Source organism: Cupriavidus sp. FW305-F7 (assembly GCF_058782875.1).
This window is the reverse complement of sequence record NZ_JBYSYC010000035.1, coordinates 22,713-42,055: the sequence shown is the minus strand read 5'-3', so window position 1 is coordinate 42,055 and position 19,343 is coordinate 22,713. Positions and strand designations below refer to the sequence as shown.

Sequence of the window (19,343 nt, the reverse complement as noted above, 5' to 3'; positions counted from 1 at the left end):
GCCGCGCGGTTCAGGCTGCGCGGGGGCCTGCGCAGAAGGTTTGTGCGAAGGTCTGAGTGAAGGCCGAAGCTGCCCGCGACGCCTCCGCCATCAGCCCGGCCACGATCTGCGCGGCCGGCTCGATCGCGTCGCAGAAGCCGCCGGCCGGTCCCAGCGAGACGATGCCGGCATCGACCTCGCCATCGGCATAGACACGCTGGCGCGTGCGCGACGACAGAATCAGGTCGCCGAACTCGGTATGGCTGCGCGCCCCGGCCGCTTCCAGGCGCTGCACCTCACGCGCGGTCTCGTTGGCCAGCACCCGCCAGGTGTCGCCCAGCGAGCCGAGGATGGCGGTGGAGCAGTGCTGGTCGGAGTCGACGATGCGCTGCTTGAGCGCCGCATGCGCGCGGATCTCGGCCGCGACCATGAAGCGGCTGCCCATCACCACGCCGTCTGCCCCCATTGCCAGCGCTGCCGCGATCTGCCGGCCGTTGCCGATGCCGCCGCCCAGCAGCAGCGGCACGCTCAGCCGCGCCAGCGCAAAGGCGCCGTTGACGAAGGTGGGCAACTGGCTCGCGCCCGGGTGCCCGCCTTCTTCCATGCCGACCAGCGTCACCGCATCCACGCCCATGCGTTCGGCGCTCAGCGCATGGCGCACGCTGGGGCATTTGTGGATCACGATGGCGCCGCCCTGGTGGATCGGATCGACCAGGCCCTCGGGCGCGCCGCCGGCGGTCTCGAAGCAGCGCACGCCTTCGTTCAGCGCCACATCGATCCACGCCTGGACGTTGCGGTTCTGCTCCGGCCGGCGCGCCAGCGTCAGGTTGACCCCGAACGGCTGGCCCCCGGCCAGGTCGCGGCAGCGGCGCAGGTCGTCGCGCAGCGCGGCCAGCGAGTCGAACGAGCGCGCGGTGATGAACCCCATCGCGCCGGCATTGACCATGGCCGCGACCATGCGCGATTCCCCCAGGTGATGCATGCCGCCCAGCAGGATCGGGTGGCGGATCGACAGCAGCTCGGTGATGCGGGTACGGAATGTGGCTTGCATGGGGAGGCAGGGGTTCACGCCGCGAGCGTCTCGCGCACGAAGTCGGTAATGGTTGTCTGCGGCTGCGCCAGCAGGGCCTGGCCGGCCAGGCGGTTCCAGTACGCCTCGGAGCCATCCGCCATGCGCCACTCGTGCAGGCGCCGGGTGTAGAGCTGCAGGTCGTATTCCTCGGTCACGCCGATGGCGCCGTGCAGGGCGTGCGCGGTGGCGGCGACCAGTGGCACCGCCATGCTGGTGCGGGCCTTGGCGATCGCAACCGGCATGCGGGCAGGAAAGGGGCCGTCGCCGGCAAAGGCGAGCTCCGCCGCGATCCCCGCCGCCGCCACATGCTGCGCCATCACGCTAAGCTGGTGCTGCACGGCCTGGAACTTGCCGATCGACTTGCCGAACTGGGAGCGGTCGTTGCAGTACTGCAGCGTCATGTCGAACACGCGCCCCATCGCGCCCGCCATGGCGGCGGCGTGGATGGCGGCGCTGAAGGCGCGCACGCGCTCGCCATGGTCGCCGACCGGACCCGGCAGGTCCCGCGCGGCCCATACCAGCGTGGCCGCCAGGCTGCCATGCACGCCGGACGGCTGGCGCGATGCCTGCGACGCATCGAGCAGCAGCATGCCGCCTTCCACGTTGGCCAGCACCCAGTCCGCGATCGCGCCAAAGGGCAGCAGCGGTGCGGTGATGGTGCCGTCGGCGCCACGCGCGCACTGGCCGGCCAGCGTGATCATGCCGGCCGGCGCCGCCTCGCCCGTGGGCGCCAGCAGCGCGCGGGCAGCGATGGCCTGCGCCGCCGGCAGCGGCAGCGCGTGGCTGCCGAAGAGGGTGAAGACCGGTCCGATCGCCTGCAGCGGCAGGGCCGCGCCGCCCGCGGGTTCCGGCGCCATCAGCTCCAGGAAGCCGGTATCGGCCAGTGCCGCCCACAGCGGCGCGGGTGACGCACCGCCCTCGATGGCGCGCAGCGCGGCCGGGGTGGCGTGATCGCGCAGGATGTCTTCGATGGCTTCGGTAAACATGTCGTCTCTCTGGAAGTCTGGTTGGCTCAGCGCAGGCCGAGGCCGCGGGCGATCATGCCGCGCAGCACTTCGCGGGTGCCGCCGCGCAGCGAGAAGGTGGGTGAGATCTGGCTCAGGAAAGCCACCGTGCGGTACAGCTCGGGGTCCGGCGCCGCGCCGGGGTCGGCGCTGGTCACGGCTTCGAGCAGGGCCGGGATGGACTGCTCGAAATCCGTGCCCAGGTCCTTGACCAGTGCCGCTTCCACCACCGGGCTTTCGCCGCGCGCCAGGCGCGCGGTCACGGCCACCGACAGGCTGCGCAGCGTGGCCAGCTGGGTCACGAAGCTGCCGAGCAGTGCGGCATTGGCGGCATCGGCGTCCGAGGGCTGGCCGGCGCGCAGCGCCTGCACCCAGAGATCCACCAGCACGATGCTGGAATAGAGCCGCTCCGGCCCACTGCGCTCGAACGCCAGCTCCGCCGTGACCTGCTCCCAGCCGCCGCCTTCCTCGCCGACCAGCGCGTCGTCGGGAAGGAACACGTCGTCGAAGGTGACCTCGGAGAAATGCGCGTCGCCGGTCAGGTCGACGATTGGGCGCACCGTGACACCGGGCGCGGCCAGGTCGATGATGAACTGCGACAGCCCCTTCTGGCGGTCTTCCGGCACCCCCGACGAGCGCACCAGCGCGATCATGTAGTGGCAATGGTGGGCGTTGGTGGTCCAGATCTTGCGCCCGCTCAGGCGCCAGCCGCCATCGCAACGCGTGGCGCGGGTGCGCACGCTGGCCAGGTCCGAGCCGGAGTCTGGCTCGCTCATGCCGATGCAGAAGAAGGCGCTGCCGTTGCAGATGCGCGGCAGGTGGAAGTCCTTCTGCGCCGGCGTGCCGTACTTCAGGATCAGCGGGCCGCTCTGGCGGTCGGCGACCCAGTGCGCGGCCACCGGGGCGCCGGCGGCCAGCAGCTCTTCCACCAGCACGAAACGGTGGAACGCATCCATGCCGGCGCCGCCATAGCTGGCCGGCAGCGTCACGCCAACCCAGCCGCGTTGCGCCAGCCGGCGGCTGAAATCGGCATCGAAACCCATCCACGAGCGCGCGCGGATATCGGCGCTGGCGGCTGGCAGGTGCTCGGCCAGGAAGCGCCTGACTTCGGCGCGCAAGGTTTCCGCCGCGGGCGGCAGCGCGGTCAGGCGGAAGGCGTCCAGCAATTGGCTCACGTCGTACTCCTTGGTGGCGGCATGCATTGCCGCCACGGTCATTGGGCTTTCCAGTAGCGGTCGCGCAGGGCCTGCTTGTACAGCTTGCCGGTGGGCAGCCGCGGCATGGCGTCGGTGAAGTCGATCGAGCGCGGCACCATGTAGCGCGCCACCCTGCCGCGCAGGTATTCGAGCAGGGTCTCGGCAAGTTCGGGGGACGGCGCGATGCCCGCGGCCGGTTCGACGATGGCCTTGACCTCTTCGCCCATCTCCGCATTGGGGACGCCGATCACGGCGGCGTCGCCGACGCTGGGATGCACCACCAGCGCGTCCTCGATCGCCTGCGGGTAGATGTTGACGCCGCCGGAGATGATCATGAACGCCTTGCGGTCGGTCAGGTACAGGTAGCCGTCTTCATCCATCCGGCCGATATCGCCCACCGAGGTCCAGGTGGGGTGGCGCGGGTGCTGCGCGGCGCGGGTCTTCTCCGGATCGTTGTGGTAGTGGAACGGCAGGGCTTCGCGCTCGAAGTAGACCAGCCCGCTTTCGCCGCAGGGCAGTTCGTTGCCGTCCTCGTCGCAGATATGCAGCACGCCCACCAGCGCCTTGCCGACCGAGCCCGGGTGCGTCAGCCATTCCGCCGTGTTCAGCGTGGCCACGCCGTTGCCTTCGGTGGCGGCGTAGTACTCGTGCACGATCGGTCCCCACCAGGCGATCATCTCGCGCTTGATTTCCTGCGGGCAGGGGGCTGCCGCGTGGATCGCCACGCGGTGGCTGGACAGGTCGAAGGCCTCGCGCTGCGCCGGCTCCAGCTTAAGCATGCGGATGAACATGGTCGGCACCCACTGGCTGTGGGTGACGCGGTAGCGCTCGATCATGCGCAGCGCCTCGACCGCGTCGAACTTCTCCATGAAGACCACGGTGCCGCCGCCGAACTGGGTCTCAAGCCCATAGCCGAGCGGTGCGGTGTGGTACAGCGGCGCGGGCGACAGGTAGGTGGTATCGGCGTCGAAACCATAGCGAACGAACTGGGCCCGGCGTGGCGAGCCCGAGCCTTCGGTCACATAGCCCTGCGGCTGCGCGCGCACGATGCCCTTGGGCCGGCCGGTGGTGCCGGAGCTGTAGATCATGGTCGCGCCCATCCATTCTTCGGCCAGGCGCCCGGCCGGGTGCGCGGCGATGGCCGTTTCGTAGCTGTCCCAGCCGGGAATGGTGCCGTCCACCATCAGCCGGCTGCGGCAGGTCGGCATCAGGTCCGTCAACTGGGCAGCCAGCTCGCGCATCGCGTAGGAGGTCACCACCACCTGCGCCTTGCTGTCCTCGATCAGGTAGGCGGCTTCGGGCGCGGTCAGGAAGCGGTTGACGGGGGTGATCAGCAGCCCGGAACGCAGCGCGGCCCAGCACAGCTCAAAGCAGCGCATATTGTTTTCGAGCACCATCGCGATATGGTCGCCGCGGCGTAGGCCAAGCGCGTACAGGTACTGGGCAAAGCGGTTCGAGCGCTGGTCCAGCTCGCTGTAGCTCAGGACCTCGCCGGTGGTGCCGTTGATGGCGGCGGGCTTCTCAGGGTTCAGGGCGGCGTGATCGCCCAGGTACTTGGGGGTCGGTGTCATGGTGCGGTGCTCGGTGCGGTGATCAGGCGGCGGGGATCTCGCCCGACGTGTCGGCATTGGCCGCGGCCTGGCGGACCAGCGCGGGAATCAGTTGGCCAAGCTCGGCGGCGTCCCAGCGGCCTGACTTCTCGATGCGCGGGCCGGCGTGCCAGCCTTCGGCCACCGTGATGCGCCCGCCGCGCACGCCGAACACGCGCCCGGTGACGTCGCCGGACTCGACGCTGCCCAGCCAGGCCACCAGCGGCGCCACGTTGCCGGCATCGAGCGGATCGAAGCCCGGCACGGCGCCGGCGGTGAACTCGTTGCGCCGCTTGGCGAAGATGTCTTCGGTCAGCCGGCTCATCGCGGTCGGGTAGATCGCGTTGACGGTGACGCCGTAGCGGTCCAGCTCGCGCGCGGCGATCACCGACATCGCGGCGATGCCGGCCTTGGCCGCGCCGTAGTTGGACTGGCCGGCGTTGCAGTACAGGCCGGACGACGAGCTGGTGTTGATCATGCGCGCGGCGCGCTGGCGCCCCGCCTTCGATTCCTCGCGCCAGTAGGCGGCGGCGTGCCGCGACGGCGCAAAGGTGCCGCGCATATGCACGCGGATCACTGAATCCCAGTCCTCCTCGGTCATGTTGACCAGGGTGCGGTCGCGCAGGATGCCGGCATTGTTGACCAGTACGTCGAGGCCGCCGAAGGTGTCGATGGCGGTGCGGATCATGCGCTCGGCGCCGGCCCAGTCGGCCACGTCGTCGAAGCTGGCGATGGCCTCGCCGCCGGCGGCGCGGATCTCGGCCACCACTTCCTGGGCCGGGCCGCTGGCGGCACCGCCGCCTTCGCCGCGCCCGCCGAGATCGTTGACGACCACTTTCGCGCCCTGGCGGGCGAACTCCAGCGCATATTCGCGCCCGATGCCGCGACCGGCACCGGTGATGACGGCAACGCGGTCCTTGCAAAGCTGTGACATGGTGAATCCTGTTTTCTGGGTTGTGCAGGGCGGCGCCTTCAGCGCGCGCTGACGTCGTAGTTCTTGACCAGTTCCCCGTAGCGCACCCGCTCCGAGGCGATCATGGCGCGCATCTGCTTGCCCGGCTCGGCCAGCACTTCGGCATAGGCCGTGCGCGCGGCGAAATTGCGGAATTCCGGCGTGCCCAGCGCCTTCAGCAGCGACGCCTCGAGCTTCTGCGCGATCGGCTCGGGCGTCTTGCTGCTGACGCCAAAGCCGATCCACACCGACAGCTCATAGTTGGCCACGCCGCTTTCACGCACGGTTGGCACGTCGGGCAGTTCAGGGTGGCGCGCGCGGGTGGTCACGGCCAGCGGGCGCAGCTTGCCGGCGCGCAGCAGCGGCAGGGCGCCGCCGACATCCAGCAGGGCCAGGTCCACCGCGCCACCCATCAGGTCGGTCTGCACCTGCGCCGCGCCCTTGTAGGGAATGTGGTTCAGGTCGATGCCGGCCATCTGCTGCAGCTGCAGCCCGCCCAGGCGATAGTGGTAGCTGTAGTTGGCCAGGCTGACCGTATGCGGCTTCCTGCGCGCGGTGGCGAGGACGTCGGCAACGCTCTTGTAGGGCGAATTGGCGCCCGTGACCAGCACCGCCGAAGCGCGGATCGCGGCAGCCAGCGGGCGGATATCGCGTGGGTCATAGGGCAGCTTGTCGTTGACCAGCGGGTTGATGACCATGGCGCTGGGCGAGATCATCAGGATGCTGTAGCCGTCAGCCGGCGCGTTGAGCAGGCTCTGCACGGCGATGATGGTGTCGGCGCCGGGGCGGTTCTCGACCACGGCCGGCTGGCCCAGGTCCTTGCCCACCAGCTCGGCGACGAAGCGGGTGACGGTGTCTGAGCCGCTGCCCTGCGTCAGGGGCACGATAAAGCGCAGCGGACGCGAGGGGAAGTTGTCGGCGGCGCTTGCCGGCAGCGCCGGCAGCAGCATCGCGCAGGCCAGGCCAAGGCCCAGCAGGCGGGAAAGCGTGGAACGTTTCATGGCGGTCTCCTTGCGGGGCACTGCCGGCAGCACGATGCTGCCGGCGCGCCACGTCATTGCTTGGGTTCGGTCCAGGGCTCAGTACTTGCCGTACAGCGTCACCACGCACGCGCCGCCGAGGCCGAGGTTGTGCTGCAGCGCCAGCTTTGCGCCTTCCACCTGCCGATGCTCGGCGGTGCCGCGCAGCTGGTGCGTCAGTTCGTAGCACTGGGCTAGGCCGGTGGCGCCCAGCGGGTGCCCCTTGGACAGCAGGCCGCCCGACGGGTTGACCACTACCTTGCCGCCGTAGGTGTTGTCGCCGTCCATGACGAATTTCTCGGCGCCGCCTTCGGGGCAGAAGCCCAGGGCTTCGTACGAGATCACCTCGTTGTGCGCGAAGCAGTCGTGCAGCTCGCACACATCGACGTCCTCGGGGCCGATGCCGGCGTGCTCGTAGACCTTGTTGGCCGCCGCGCGCGTCATGTGGGTGCCGACGTAGTTCAGCATGGACGGCGGGTCGAACGAGGCGGGCGGATCGGTGGTGAGCGCCTGCGCCACGATCTGCACGCCGGTGCGCAGGCCGTGCTGGCGGGCAAAGCGCTCGGACACCAGGATTGCGGCCGCGCCGCCGCAGGTCGGGGGGCAGGCCATCAGGCGCGTCATCACGCCCGGCAGCAGTTCCACGTCGTTCATCACGTCTTCGGTGGTGACGACCTTGCGGAACAGCGCCAGCGGGTTGTTGGCGGCATGGCGGCTGGCCTTGGCGCGCACCGCCGCAAAGGTCTCCATGCGGGTGCCGTAGCGCTGCATATGCTCGCGGCCGGCGCCGCCGAAGGTGCGCAGGGCCTGCGGCAGGTGCGCCATGTCGGCGGTCAGCCCGTGCATGATCGGCTGGAAGCGGGCGCGGGTCACGGGGCGGTCATCCCAGTGCGACTTCAGCGCGCCTGCCTGCATCTCCTCGAAGCCCAGCGCCAGCACGCAGTCGGCATCACCGCTCTCGATCGCCTTGCGCGCCAGGTAGAGCGCGGTCGAGCCGGTCGAGCAGTTGTTGTTGACGTTGATGATGGGGATGCCGGTCATGCCGACTTCATACAGCGCGGTCTGGCCGCAGGTGGAGTCGCCGTAGACATAGCCGGCAAAGGCCTGCTGCACCTGCTCGTAGCCGATGCCGGCGTCCGCCAGCGCGCGGCGCGTGGCTTCGGCGCCCATTTCGGTGTAGCTCAGGCTTGCGCCGGGCTTGGCGAAGGGGATCATGCCGACGCCGGCAACCAGGACTTTCTCGCTCATGATGGATTCCTGAAGGAGGTTTCGAAAAAGGGGCTCAGAGCTTGCGTGCGATCAGGTCGCGCAGTACTTCGCTGGTGCCGCCGAAGATGCGGGTCACGCGCATGTCGACAAAGGCGCGCGCGATCGGGTACTCGAGCATGTAGCCGTAGCCGCCGTGCAGCTGCACCATGTCGTCGATGCACTTCCACAGGGTCTCGGTGGCGTACAGCTTGGCGATGGCCGCCTCCTGCAGCGACAGCTTCTGCACCATGTGCTTGCCGATGTAGTAGTCGACCATGGTGCGCACCGCCACGGCCTGGGCCTTGACGTCGGCCAGCTTGAACTTGGTGTTCTGGAAGTCCCACACGGTCTGATTGAAGGCGCGGCGCTCCTTCACGTACTGCAGCGTCAGCTCAAGCTGGCGCTCCAGCTTGGCGGCGCAGTAAGCGGCGATGATCAGACGTTCCTGCGGCAGCTCTTCCATCAGGTGGATGAAGCCGCCGTTCTCGTTGCCGATCAGGTTGGTGACCGGCACGCGCACGTTGTCGAAGAACAGCTCGGCGGTGTCGGCGGCGTGCTGGCCGACCTTCTCCAGCTTGCGCCCGCGGCGAAAGCCCGCGCGCTCCGCCTCGACCATGATCAGGCTCACCCCCTTGGCGCCCGCAGTCGGATCGGTCTTGCAGACCACCACGATCAGGTCGGCATTCAGGCCATTGGAGATGAAGGTCTTGCTGCCGTTGATCACGAACTCGTCGCCGTCGCGTACGGCGCTGGTACGGATCGACTTCAGGTCGGAGCCGCTGCCGGGCTCGGTCATGGCGATGGCCAGGATCTTCTCGCCGCGGCAGATCCCGGGCAGCCACTTGCGCTTCTGTTCCTCGGTGCCCAGGCGCACGATGTAGGGTGCGGTGATGTCCGAATGCACCGAGAAGCTCGGGCCGGAAATGCCGGAACGGTGATATTCCTCGGCCAGCACGGCGGAGTGGCCGAAATCGCCGCCGCCGCCGCCGTATTCCTCGGGCACTGTGACGCACAGCAGGCCTTCGCGGCCGGCCTTGAGCCAGGTCTCGCGGTCGACGCAGCCGGCCTGGTCCCAGGCGGCCTGGCGCGGCAGGCATTCGCGCTCGAAGAAGCGGCGCGCGGTTTCCCTGAACATCTCGTGGTCTTCGCGATAGACGTTGCGGATGATTTCCATCGATGGCTCCCGGTCTGACTGGTGGACGGCAGCGGTGTCGCTGCCTCGTTGGATCCAGTGTGGCCGGGGGCGGGTGGGAAGTCCCTACACCGGTGGTGTAGGTGGAGTAGATCAGGGGGTGGGCAGGGCGCCGGCGTCGCGCAGCCGGGCCACGGCTTGGTCACGTCCGGTGACTCCCAGCTTGGCGTAGACATTGCGCAGGTGCCACTTGACCGTGTCGAGCGACACGTTGAGGATGCGCGCGATCTTCTTGTTCGGCATGGCCTGCGCCAGCAGGCCCAGCACCTCCTGCTCGCGCTCGCTGAGGGTGGCCAGGCGCGCGAGTTGGGCGGCCGGGGCCGGCGAGGGAGCGGGACTGGCGGACGCGCCCGGACCGGCGGCGTCGGCCAGGCGCTGCGCGTAGAACGCCAGTACCGGGTCCAGGCTGTCATCGCCGGCCAGCACCGCCAGCATGGCCGGCACCTGCGGCGAGGCGTCGAGCAGGCTGCGCACCAGCCCGTGGCGGTGGCCGATGCGCAGCCCGTCGAGCAGTTGCCGGCGCGCGGCGGCGGGATCGCGGCGGCCCCGGTGGGCCTGCGCCATCAGCACGCGCAAGGTGGCCACGCGGGACCAGCGCCCGCCGGCCTCGGACAGCGCCGCCAGCGGCTCCAGGCGCGCCAGCGCGCCGTCGAAATCGTTGTGGTGCAGGCACATGCCGATGCGGGCCAGGTCGGCGTGGACCCGCACTTCCCAGGCGGTGCTGCGCACCGCGCCGGCATGCCGGGCCGCCAGCGCTTCCAGCCGCAGCAGCGCGTCGTCGGCGGCGTCGACATGGCCGTCTTCCAGCAGCCGGCGCGAGCGCAGTGACAGGGCCCCGGCCACCAGGCGGTCGACTCGGTGGCGCTGCCCGTAGCGCTCCAGCCGGTCCAGGCACGCCAGCGCACCGGCGTGGTCGCCGGCGTGCCAGCGGCTGCAGGACAGCGCCAGCAGCGCGCGCAGCACGGTGTCGGGGATCGAGATGCGCACCAGCACGTCGATGCGGGCATCAAGCAGGCTGGCGGCAGCCTCGACATCGTTGAGTTCGTACAGGGTCTCGCCCAGCAGCGCGGCCGCCATGCAGGCCACGCCGGCGCAGGCGGCGCCACGCTGCTCGGCATCGGCTAGCACGTCATGCAGCACGCGTTCGGCCACCAGCACCTGGCCCTCGACGGCGTGCGTCATGCCGCCCATGCAGCGGCCCAGCAGCGTGCCGCGCGGCGCGCCGTCGCAGGGCGCGCCGTCCTCGATCACGCGCCGCGCCTGGTCGTATTCGCCGCGGTAGATATGCATCCACGACAGGATGTTGCCGCGCCCGGTCAGGGTGAAGTCGTCCGCGCCGGCGGGCACGCGCTGCAGCGCCGGCAGCAGGTTGGCGACGGCATCGGAGTCGTCGCGCAGCAGCGCCATGCTGCCTTGCAATATCGCCAGCGCATAGTGCTCGCGCGGGCCCAGCCGCCCGGCCTGGGCCTGCATCCGCTGCAGGCTGTCTTGCAGCCCGTCGGAGTCGCCGGCATACATCTGCAGATGGGCCTGGACCAGCAGCAGGCCGAAGCGGGCCCGTATCTGTTCCGCCGGCAGTTGCCGCACCAGCGCGGCCAGCTTGCTGAGTTCGCCGCGCGCGAGCAGGCTATGCGCGCGGCCGTGCACCATGTCGGCGGCGGCCGCGCTGTCCCCGGCCAGCACCGCGTGCCGCACGGCCTCGTCGACGTGGCCATGCGCGTTGAACCACTGCCAGGCCGCTGCGTGCATCGCCGCCTGCGTGCCCTGCGGCAGCCCGCCGAGGCGCCCCAGCAGCACTTCGCGCAACAGCGGGTGCAGGCGGTACCAGGCTTCGCCATGGCTGTCGCTGCCGATCTGCGCGATGAACAGGTCGTCGCGCGCCAGGTGCGCCAGCCGCACGGTGATCTCGGCGGCGGCTTCGGGCCGGCCCAGCAGGGTGGCGCACAGCGCGCCGCAAAAGCGGTGGCACAGCGCCATGCGGGTGAGCAGGCCGAGGTCGTCCGGCGTCAGCCGCACCAGCACCTCGCGCTCGAAATAGCTGGCAAAGGTCTGTGCGTCGCGCACCTGGACCGGGTTGTACGATCCGCCGCGCTTGCCCTTCAGGTCGATGGCAAAGAGCTGCAGGCCGGCGGCCCAGCCGTCGGTGAGTTCATGCAGCCGGCCGGCATCGCGGGCGTCGACGTGGCCCAGTTGTTCCTGCAGGAAACGGGCGGATTCCTGTGCCGAGAAGCGCAGGTCGGCCAGCCCGAATGACGACAGCAGCCCCTGCGTGCGCAGCCGCGCCAGCGACAGCGGCGGCGCGGTGCGCGAGGCCAGCACCACGTGCAGTTGCGGCGGCGCGTAGTCGAGCAGCCAGCGCAGCGCCAGCACCACGCCGGGGTCGTCCAGGTGATGGACGTCGTCGAGCATCAGCACCAGTTCGCGCCGGCGTGCGCCGATGGCCCGCACCAGCGTGATCACCCAGTGCTCGACCGCGGACTGGTGGCCGTCGCGGCCCATCAGCACCCAGGCATCGCGCACGATGGCCGGATCCACGGTGGCCAGGCTGGCGACCAGGCCGTTGAAGAAGGCCGCGACGCTGTTGTCTTCCGGGGCGAGCGACAGCCAGGCGACGTCGAAGTCCAGCGTCAGCAGGGCCTGGCGCCACGCCGCCAGCGTGCTGGTCTTGGCGCAGCCGGCCGGCCCCTGGATCACCACGCAGCGCTGGCGCCGCGCCTCGGCCAGGCGCGCGAGCAGGGTGTCGCGCGGCATCAGCGGGCGGGCGCCGCGGGGCGGCACCAGCTTGGTCGGCGTGACCGCGAAGGCAGGTGTGGCGGACTGGCGGGCGGATTCTGCTGGCGCGGCTCCGGCCGGGGACATGCTGGGCTCCTCTTGTCCGTGCGGCGCGGGCCGGCGGACCAATGCGATGGCAGCATTGTAGGAGCGCCGGGCTGGCCGGCGGCGTCTTCAGATGGCGGGCCACCTGACGCGGGTGGGGCGCCGGGCGCCCACCCGCGTGCCGTTTGCCTTAGTGGTTCAGGCCTGGTGCGCCATGATCCGCTCCGCCAGTGCCACCAGGCTGCGGTCGCTGCCCGCCGGCCCCAGCAGCGAGATGCCGAGCGGTGCGCCGTCGCGGCGGGCCAGCGGCAGGTTCAGCTGCGGGAAGCCGCTCAGCGGCGTCAGGCACAGCGTCTGGGAGGCGAGGTTGCGGTAGGTCTCCAGCGATTCGACCGGCTCGGCGCGCAGCGGCGCGATATCGGGCATGGTCGGCAGCACCAGCACGCCGTCCTGCCCCAGCAGCCGGCCCACGTGCGCGGTGAAGTCGCGGCGCACGGCACTGGCTTCGTCGAACTGGCTGCGGGTGACGGCCTTCGAGAAGGCGAAGCGTGCCGCGACATCGGCACCCAGCTCCAGCCCGTGTTGCTCGATCAGTTCGCCGTCGCTGTGCCACGCCTCCCAGCCCTGCACGTAGCGGAACGCCCACCACAGCTCGGACAGCGGCCGGTCGGCCACGGTGACTGGCGCGGCCCGGCCCAGCGCGGCTTCGATCCGGGCGACGGCCGGTGCCAGCGCGCCGCGGGCTTCCGGGGTGGGCTGGCCGAACAGGTCGGTGGCAACTAGCAGCCGCGGCGCGGCCGGCAGCGGCGCCGGGTCCGCGCCGAACAGCACCTCGGCCACGCGCGCGAAGGTGCCGATGTCGCTCGCGAAAAAGCCGCAGGTGTCCAGGCTCTCGGACAGCGGCAGGCAGCGCTCCAGCGAAATTCGCCCGTGCGTGGGACGGATGCCGAACAGGCCGCAATGGCTGGCCGGCGCACGCACCGAGCCGCCGGTGTCGGAGCCCAGCGCGAAGTCACACAAGCCGTTCGATACCGCCGAGGCCGAGCCCGACGACGAGCCGCCGGTGATGCGGTCCGGCGCCGCGCCGTTGACCGGGCGCCCGTAGTGGGCGTTCTGGCCGTTCATGGAGAAGGCCAGCTCGTCAGTGTGGGTCTTGCCGACGAAGGCGGCGCCGGCATCCAGCAGCCGCTGCACCGCCGGCGCGGTCGCGGCCTTGATGCCCGAGCGCGCCAGCACGTGCGGATTGCCGCCGCCGGTCGGATAGCCCGCTACATCGAACAGGTCCTTCACGGCAAAGCTAAGGCCCTGCAGCGGGCCGCTGGCGGCGTGCGGGACGGCAACCTGGGGGTACGGCATGAAGGCACGGGCAGGATGGGTGGCAAGCGTCATGGGGGGCCTGGAATATGTTGGGGTTCTGGGATGGGGCTTATGCCGCGGTGGCCACGGCGGGCTCGGCGGCCAGCACGCAGCTGACGCGGTGGCCGGTGCCGACGGTGACCGCCTGCGGCACCTCGGCCAGGCATTGCGGGCGCGCATGCGGGCAGCGTGGCGCGAAGGTGCAGCCCGGCGGCAGCGCGGCCAGGTCGGGCGGGGCGCCGCCGATGGCCTGCAGCCGCTGGCCACGGTCCATGCCATGCTGCCGGCTTTGCAGCAGGGCGATGGTGTAGGGGTGGCGCGCCGCGCGCAGCAGGGTGCGGATCGGGCCTTCCTCGACAATGCGCCCGCCGTACATCACCGCGACGCGGTCGGCGATCTCCACCGCCGCGCCGATATCGTGGGTGACGAAGACGATGGACAGCCCCAGTTCGCGCTGCAGCTCGCGCAGCAGGATCAGCACCTGGATCTGCACGGTGGCGTCCAGCGCGGTGGTGGGCTCGTCGGCGAGCAGGATCCTGGGCCGCGCCGACAGTGCCAGCGCGATCATCGCGCGCTGGCGCATGCCGCCCGACATCTCGTGCGGGTACGCTGCCAGCCGTCGCTCCGGGCTGGGAATGCGCACGGACTCGAGCGCCTGTAGCGCGCGCTCGCGCGCCTCGGCGGCCGAGACCTTGTCGTGGGTGCGGATGCATTCGACGATCTGCTGGCCGACGGTGTAGACCGGGTCCAGCGCCAGCAGCGGCTCCTGGAACACCATCGCCATGGTGCCGCCGCGCAGCCGGGCCAGCGCGCGCTGGTCGAGCGCCATCACGTCGGCGCCGTCGACGCGGATCCGGCCCTCCATGCGGGTGCGGCGCGGCGGGTGCAGGCGCATCAGCGCGCGCAGCGTGACGCTCTTGCCCGAGCCGGATTCGCCGATCAGCGCCACCGCTTCGCCTGCGCCCACTTCGAGCGAGACGCCGTTGACGGCGCGGATGGTCTTGCCGCCGCCGGAGAAGGTGACGTGCAGGTCCCGCACCGAAATCATCGGCGCGCCAGGTGTGCTTTGTGGGGTGGTGGACATGGTGGGCTCCTCAGGGCGCGGTGGCCAGCAGACAGGCGACCGGATGCCCGGCCACCAGGTCGGTCAGCTGCGGCTCGCGCCGCGCGCACACGTCCTGCGCCATGGCGCACCGCGGATGGAAGCTGCAGCCGGGCGGCGGGTTGATCGGATTGGGCGGGTCGCCCGCCAGCGGCGCGACCGCGGTGCGGTGGTCCGGGTCCAGCGACGGCATCGACTTCAGCAGCGCGCGCGTGTACGGGTGCGCCGGGTGGCGATAAAGGGTCTCGGTATCCGCGATCTCCACCACCTTGCCCAGGTACATCACCATCACGCGGTCGCACAGGTAGCGGATCACGTTGAGGTCGTGGCTGATGAAGACGTAGGTCAGGTCGAACTCGGCCTTCAGGTCCAGCAGCAGGTTCAGCACCTGCGCCTCCACCGACTTGTCCAGTGCCGAGACCGCCTCGTCCAGGATCACCAGCCGCGGGCGCAGCGCCAGCGCGCGGGCAATGTTGACGCGCTGGCGCTGCCCGCCGGACAGCTCGTGCGGGTAGCGCCCGGCAAAGCGCGCCGGGTCCAGCCCGACGCGCTGCAGCAGGTAGCGGGCGCGCTCGGTGGCTTCGCGCGCCGGCACGCCATGGACGCGTGGCGTGAAGGCGATCGACGCCTCGATGGTCAGGCGCGGGTTCAGCGACGAATAGCTGTCCTGGAACACCATCTGCACCTGGCTGCGGAACTGCTTCATCGGCAGCTGGGCCGAGCCCACGCCCTGCGCGTCGAAGATCAGCTCGCCGCTGTCCTGCTGCGTCAGCTGCATCAGCAGCCGCGCGGTGGTGGACTTGCCGCAGCCGGACTCGCCGACCACCCCCAGGGTCTCGCCCTTGAGCACGTCGAAGCTGACGCCATCGACCGCGCGCACCGACGCGGCACGCGCGCGCAGGCCGGGCAGGCCGGACTTGATGGGGAAGTGCTTGACCAGCTGGTGGGCGATCACCAGCGGCTGCGCCGGGCCGCCGACATCGCGGCCGGCCTGTGGGGAAGGGGCCTGCATCAGTGCTGGCATGGTTCAGTCCTTGATTTCCATGGCCGAGCGGATGCCGTCGGCCAGCAGGTTGAACGAGACCGAGGTCAGGAAGATCATGGCGCCGGGCAGGGCGGCAACCCACGGCTGGGTATAGATGGCCGTGCGCAGCGTGTTGAGCATCAGGCCCCACTCCGGCTCGGGCGGCTTGACGCCCAGGCCGAGGAAGGACAGGCCCGAGGCCAGGATCATCGACACCGAGATCAGGCTGGTGGCATAGACGAAGATCGGCCCAAGCACGTTGTTGAGCACATGGGCGCGCACGATGGTCAGCGACGACGCCCCGGAAGCACGCGCCGCGTCGACAAACTCGCGGTTGCGCACCTGGGTGGTCACGCTTTCGGCCACGCGCACGATCTGCGGGATAAAGACGATGGTCAGCGACAGCAGCGCATTGCCCACGCCCGCGCCCAGCGTGCCTGACAGCGCGATCGCCAGCAGCACCGACGGGAAGGCGTACAGGATGTCGGTGAGCCGCATGATCACGGTGTTGGTCCAGCCGCCGGCATAGCCGGCGACGATGCCGAGTGCGCTGCCGATGACAAAGGCCAGCAGCACCGGCGTGATGCCCATGAACAGCGACAGCCGCGCGCCCAGCATCAGCCGCGACAGCATGTCGCGTCCCAGCTCGTCGGTGCCCAGCGGGAAGTGCTCGGTGCCGATCGGCTTGAGGCGCTTGAGGATCGATGCCGCGTACGGATCGGCGGGCATCAGTGCCGGGGCGAACAGCGCCATCAGCACCAGCCCCAGCAGCACCAGCGCGGCCAGCATGGCCAGCCTGTTGCGCAGCAGGCGCCGGCCGACCGTGGTCCAGTAGCCGGGCGAGCGCTGCACCGCAGCGGCGGCCGGTGATGGGTCGAGGGTCATGTCCATGTCGGCCTCCTCAGTTGCGCTGGATGCGCGGATCGAACAGCGTCTGCAGCGCATCGACCAGCAGGTTGAGCAGCACGAAGAACACAGCCAGCACCAGGATGGTCCCCTGCAGCAGCGGGAAGTCGCGCTGGAAGATAGCGGCGTTGAGCAGGAAGCCGGTGCCGGGCCATGAGAACACGGTCTCGATCAGGATCGAGCCGCCCAGCAGGTAGCCCAGCTGCAGGCCCATCACCGACAGCGCGGTCGGCGCCACGTTCTTGAGCACGTGGCGGAACACGGCCAGGTCCGACAGGCCGCGCGCGCGCAGGCCGACGATGAACTCGTTGGCCAGGATCTCAGCCACCAGCGCGCGCACCGTGCGCGCCACGATGCCCATCGGGATCACCGACATGGTCACTGCCGGCAGCAGCATGTACTGCATGTGCTCCCAGTCCCAGGCCCAGTCGCCCGAACCGCCCGGCCCGGCGCCGGTGGCCGGCAGCCAGCCCAGCAGCACCGAGAACGCGATCACCAGCACCATCCCCAGCCAGTAGTGCGGGATGCTGACGCCCAGCACCGACAGCAGCGACGCGGTGCGGTCGGCCACGGAATCGCGCAGGTAGCCGGCGACAAAGCCGAACAGGCAGCCGAAGCTGAAGCCGATCAGCGTGGCCACGGTGGCCAGGCGCAGGGAATTGACCACGGCTGCGCCGACTTCGGCCATCACCGGCCGGCTGGTGGCGATCGAAGTGCCCAGGTCGCCCTGCAGCGCGCGGCCCAGCCAGTGCAGGAATTGCTCCAGGAAGGGCTTGTCGAAGCCGTAGAGCGCGGTCAGCTGGCGGCGCAGGTCTTCCGAGGCGTCGGGCGGCAGCACCGACACCAGCGGATCGCCGGGGGCGATATGAACCAGCGAGAAGCACAGCAGCGCCACCCCGAGCAGGATGGGGATGGCATAGAGGATGCGGCGGAACAGGTATTGCATGGGGGGATCCGGCAAGTTGGGGGCGTGCGTGCGCGGTGCGCGGCACGCGGGAAAGACCGGGCGGGACTGCCGGGCCGCGCGGCGGCGGGGCTGCCGCGCGGCGTCCGTCGGGCGCGGCCGGGATCAGTCCATCGACATTGTCGCGATATCGATAAACCAGCTCTGCGGCTGCACCACGCCCTTGACCTTCTTCGAGATCGCGCGCGGGCCGACGTCATGCGCGATCAGCACGAACGGCGATTCCTCGACGATGCGTGCATGCAGCCTGGCCAGCGCCGCGTCGCGCGATTTCTCGTCAAACGAGGTGCGCGCGTTCTCGATCAGCTTGTCGAACTCGGCATTGCCGAAGTAGCCCCAGTTGTTCGAGACCGGCGGCTGGGTCTTGGTGCTGACGAAGCGGACCATGGCGAAGAACGGGTCCATTGCCGCAAAGCTGACGTTGATGGCGTTGGCGCCGTGCGCGCTGGCGTCCTTGGCGCCGACGCGCCAGTTGGTGAAGAGCGTGTTCCACTCGACCACGTCGAAATCGACGTCGATAAAGCACTCCTTCAGGTTCTGCTGCACGTACTCGTTCATCGGCAGCGGCTGCATCTGGCCGGAGCCCGACGCCGACACCTGCACCTTGACCTTGACCGGTTTGGCGGCCGAGTAGCCGGCCTCCTGCATCAGCTTCTTCGCCGCGGCCGGGTCGTACTTGATATCGAACTTCGGATTGCCCCACCACGGATTGCCGGTCTCGACGATGCCCTTGGCCTCGGCCATGTAGCCGCCCAGCAGGGTCTTCAGGCCGCTGCGGTTGACGCACAGGTTGGCGGCCTGGCGCACGCGCTTGTCCAGCCACGGCGAGCCGGGCGCGAACGACAGCTGCCACGGCCACATATGCGGCTGCGCGTTGGCGTAGACCTGGAAGCCGCGGCTCTTGATCTGGGCGATGGCGTCGGGCGCCGGGGCTTCGATCCAGTCGACCTGGCCCGACAGCAGCGCGGCGGTGCGGGCGTTGGCCTCGGGCATCGGCACCATCACCACCTTGTCGATCTTTGGCACGCGCTTCGCGTCCCAGTATTGCGCATTGCGCACCACTTCCAGGCGCTCGCGCGGCACCAAGCGGCTCATCCTGAACGGCCCGGTGCCGGCGGCGTCGGCGGCAAACGCGACCCAGGCCTGCTTGGAGCGCTCGACCGGATCGGTGACCGAGGCCGGCACCGCGGCGAACTTCTTCTCCCACTGCGTGGGCGAGGCCATGAACAGGTTGGTCAGGTTGTAGGGCAGGAACGAATCCGGCTCGGAGGTGACCAGCTCGACGGTGAGGTCGTCGATCTTTTTTGCCGTGCGCAGCGTCGGCATGCGCGAGGCGGTTACGCCGACCTGGCTGGGATCGAACTGCCTGGCGGTCTTGTCCAGCACTTTGCCGACGTTCCAGACCACGGCGTCGGCGTTGAATGGGGTGCCGTCGTGGAATTTGACGCCGGGGCGCAGCTTGAACACCCATCTGGTCTTGTCGGCGGCGTCGACCTTCCATTCGGTGGCCAGGCCCGGGATCAGCAGGCTGGGGCCGTTGCCCCTGGACAGGTCCCATTGGGTGAGGCCGTCGTACATCGGGATGCCGGAGAAGCGGTTGCCCTCAAAGCCCTGGTCGGGCTGGCCGAGCGTGCGCGGGATGTCGGCGGCGGTCATGCCGATGCGCAGCACCTTGTCGGCATGGGCGGCACCGGGCAGCGCGAGCAGCGCCAGCACGGCGGCGCTCATGACCGAGGCAGCTGACTTGAGACCTTTCGCGAGAAGGGAGGGATCGTGGTGCACAGGCTTGCTCCTGGGTTGGCTTGAGGGGACGGATGTCTGCAAAGCAAGTCATGTGCCACGGTGGCAGGGCCGGGAACCCGGGCCGAAGCGCGGGCGATGGTGGTCTGCTTCTTGCTGAACCTGCTGCCGTTTCCTCTCCCT

The 19,343-nt window shown here is 70.0% G+C and carries 15 protein-coding genes; all 15 read right to left on the bottom strand.

Going from position 1 to position 19,343, the window contains the following annotated elements; genetic code table 11:
* Positions 1–10: 10 nt before the first annotated feature.
* The 15 genes from AC3WL8_RS27625 to AC3WL8_RS27555 all read right to left on the bottom strand — a co-directional run bounded on the left by AC3WL8_RS27625 (position 11) and on the right by AC3WL8_RS27555 (position 19,148).
* Positions 11–1,030: an NAD(P)H-dependent flavin oxidoreductase gene (locus AC3WL8_RS27625; protein WP_013956479.1), complete on the bottom strand. Its 1,020-nt coding sequence runs from the start codon at positions 1,028–1,030 to the stop codon at positions 11–13.
* Positions 1,031–1,044: 14 nt separating this feature from the next.
* Positions 1,045–2,037, bottom strand: coding sequence for an acyl-CoA dehydrogenase family protein (locus AC3WL8_RS27620; RefSeq protein WP_013956480.1), 993 nt, complete (start codon positions 2,035–2,037; stop codon positions 1,045–1,047).
* 26 nt (positions 2,038–2,063) lie between these two features.
* On the bottom strand, positions 2,064–3,230 hold the full coding sequence (locus AC3WL8_RS27615; protein WP_013956481.1) for an acyl-CoA dehydrogenase family protein: 1,167 nt from the start codon (positions 3,228–3,230) through the stop codon (positions 2,064–2,066).
* Positions 3,231–3,268: 38 nt separating this feature from the next.
* Positions 3,269–4,822 (bottom strand): acyl-CoA synthetase, encoded by a 1,554-nt coding sequence (locus tag AC3WL8_RS27610; RefSeq protein WP_211980981.1) that lies wholly within the window; start codon positions 4,820–4,822, stop codon positions 3,269–3,271.
* A gap of 22 nt (positions 4,823–4,844) precedes the next feature.
* On the bottom strand, positions 4,845–5,774 hold the full coding sequence (locus AC3WL8_RS27605) for an SDR family oxidoreductase (protein ID WP_153955280.1): 930 nt from the start codon (positions 5,772–5,774) through the stop codon (positions 4,845–4,847).
* 38 nt (positions 5,775–5,812) lie between these two features.
* Positions 5,813–6,793 carry a Bug family tripartite tricarboxylate transporter substrate binding protein gene (locus AC3WL8_RS27600; protein WP_041228366.1) on the bottom strand — a complete coding sequence of 327 codons (981 nt, stop codon included), beginning with the start codon at positions 6,791–6,793 and terminating at the stop codon, positions 5,813–5,815.
* A 78-nt stretch (positions 6,794–6,871) separates the two neighbouring features.
* Positions 6,872–8,059, bottom strand: a complete 1,188-nt coding sequence (locus tag AC3WL8_RS27595) for a lipid-transfer protein (RefSeq protein WP_492379232.1) — start codon at positions 8,057–8,059, stop codon at positions 6,872–6,874.
* Between the two features lie 34 nt (positions 8,060–8,093).
* Entirely contained in the window at positions 8,094–9,233 is a 1,140-nt protein-coding gene (locus AC3WL8_RS27590; protein ID WP_153955282.1) for an acyl-CoA dehydrogenase family protein, read from the bottom strand.
* A gap of 111 nt (positions 9,234–9,344) precedes the next feature.
* Positions 9,345–12,110, bottom strand: coding sequence for a LuxR C-terminal-related transcriptional regulator (locus tag AC3WL8_RS27585; RefSeq protein WP_013956487.1), 2,766 nt, complete (start codon positions 12,108–12,110; stop codon positions 9,345–9,347).
* 156 nt (positions 12,111–12,266) lie between these two features.
* Positions 12,267–13,457, bottom strand: a complete 1,191-nt coding sequence (locus tag AC3WL8_RS27580) for an amidase (RefSeq protein ID WP_013956488.1) — start codon at positions 13,455–13,457, stop codon at positions 12,267–12,269.
* Positions 13,458–13,494: 37 nt separating this feature from the next.
* Positions 13,495–14,508 carry an ABC transporter ATP-binding protein gene (locus AC3WL8_RS27575; RefSeq protein ID WP_013956489.1) on the bottom strand — a complete coding sequence of 338 codons (1,014 nt, stop codon included), beginning with the start codon at positions 14,506–14,508 and terminating at the stop codon, positions 13,495–13,497.
* A gap of 10 nt (positions 14,509–14,518) precedes the next feature.
* Positions 14,519–15,550, bottom strand: a complete 1,032-nt coding sequence (locus tag AC3WL8_RS27570) for an ABC transporter ATP-binding protein (RefSeq protein WP_013956490.1) — start codon at positions 15,548–15,550, stop codon at positions 14,519–14,521.
* 3 nt (positions 15,551–15,553) lie between these two features.
* Positions 15,554–16,441: an ABC transporter permease gene (locus AC3WL8_RS27565; protein ID WP_013956491.1), complete on the bottom strand. Its 888-nt coding sequence runs from the start codon at positions 16,439–16,441 to the stop codon at positions 15,554–15,556.
* A gap of 10 nt (positions 16,442–16,451) precedes the next feature.
* Complete coding sequence (locus tag AC3WL8_RS27560; RefSeq protein WP_013956492.1) at positions 16,452–17,402, bottom strand: ABC transporter permease; 951 nt, start codon at positions 17,400–17,402, stop codon at positions 16,452–16,454.
* A 123-nt stretch (positions 17,403–17,525) separates the two neighbouring features.
* Positions 17,526–19,148 carry an ABC transporter substrate-binding protein gene (locus tag AC3WL8_RS27555; protein WP_049800552.1) on the bottom strand — a complete coding sequence of 541 codons (1,623 nt, stop codon included), beginning with the start codon at positions 19,146–19,148 and terminating at the stop codon, positions 17,526–17,528.
* Positions 19,149–19,343 lie beyond the last annotated feature (195 nt).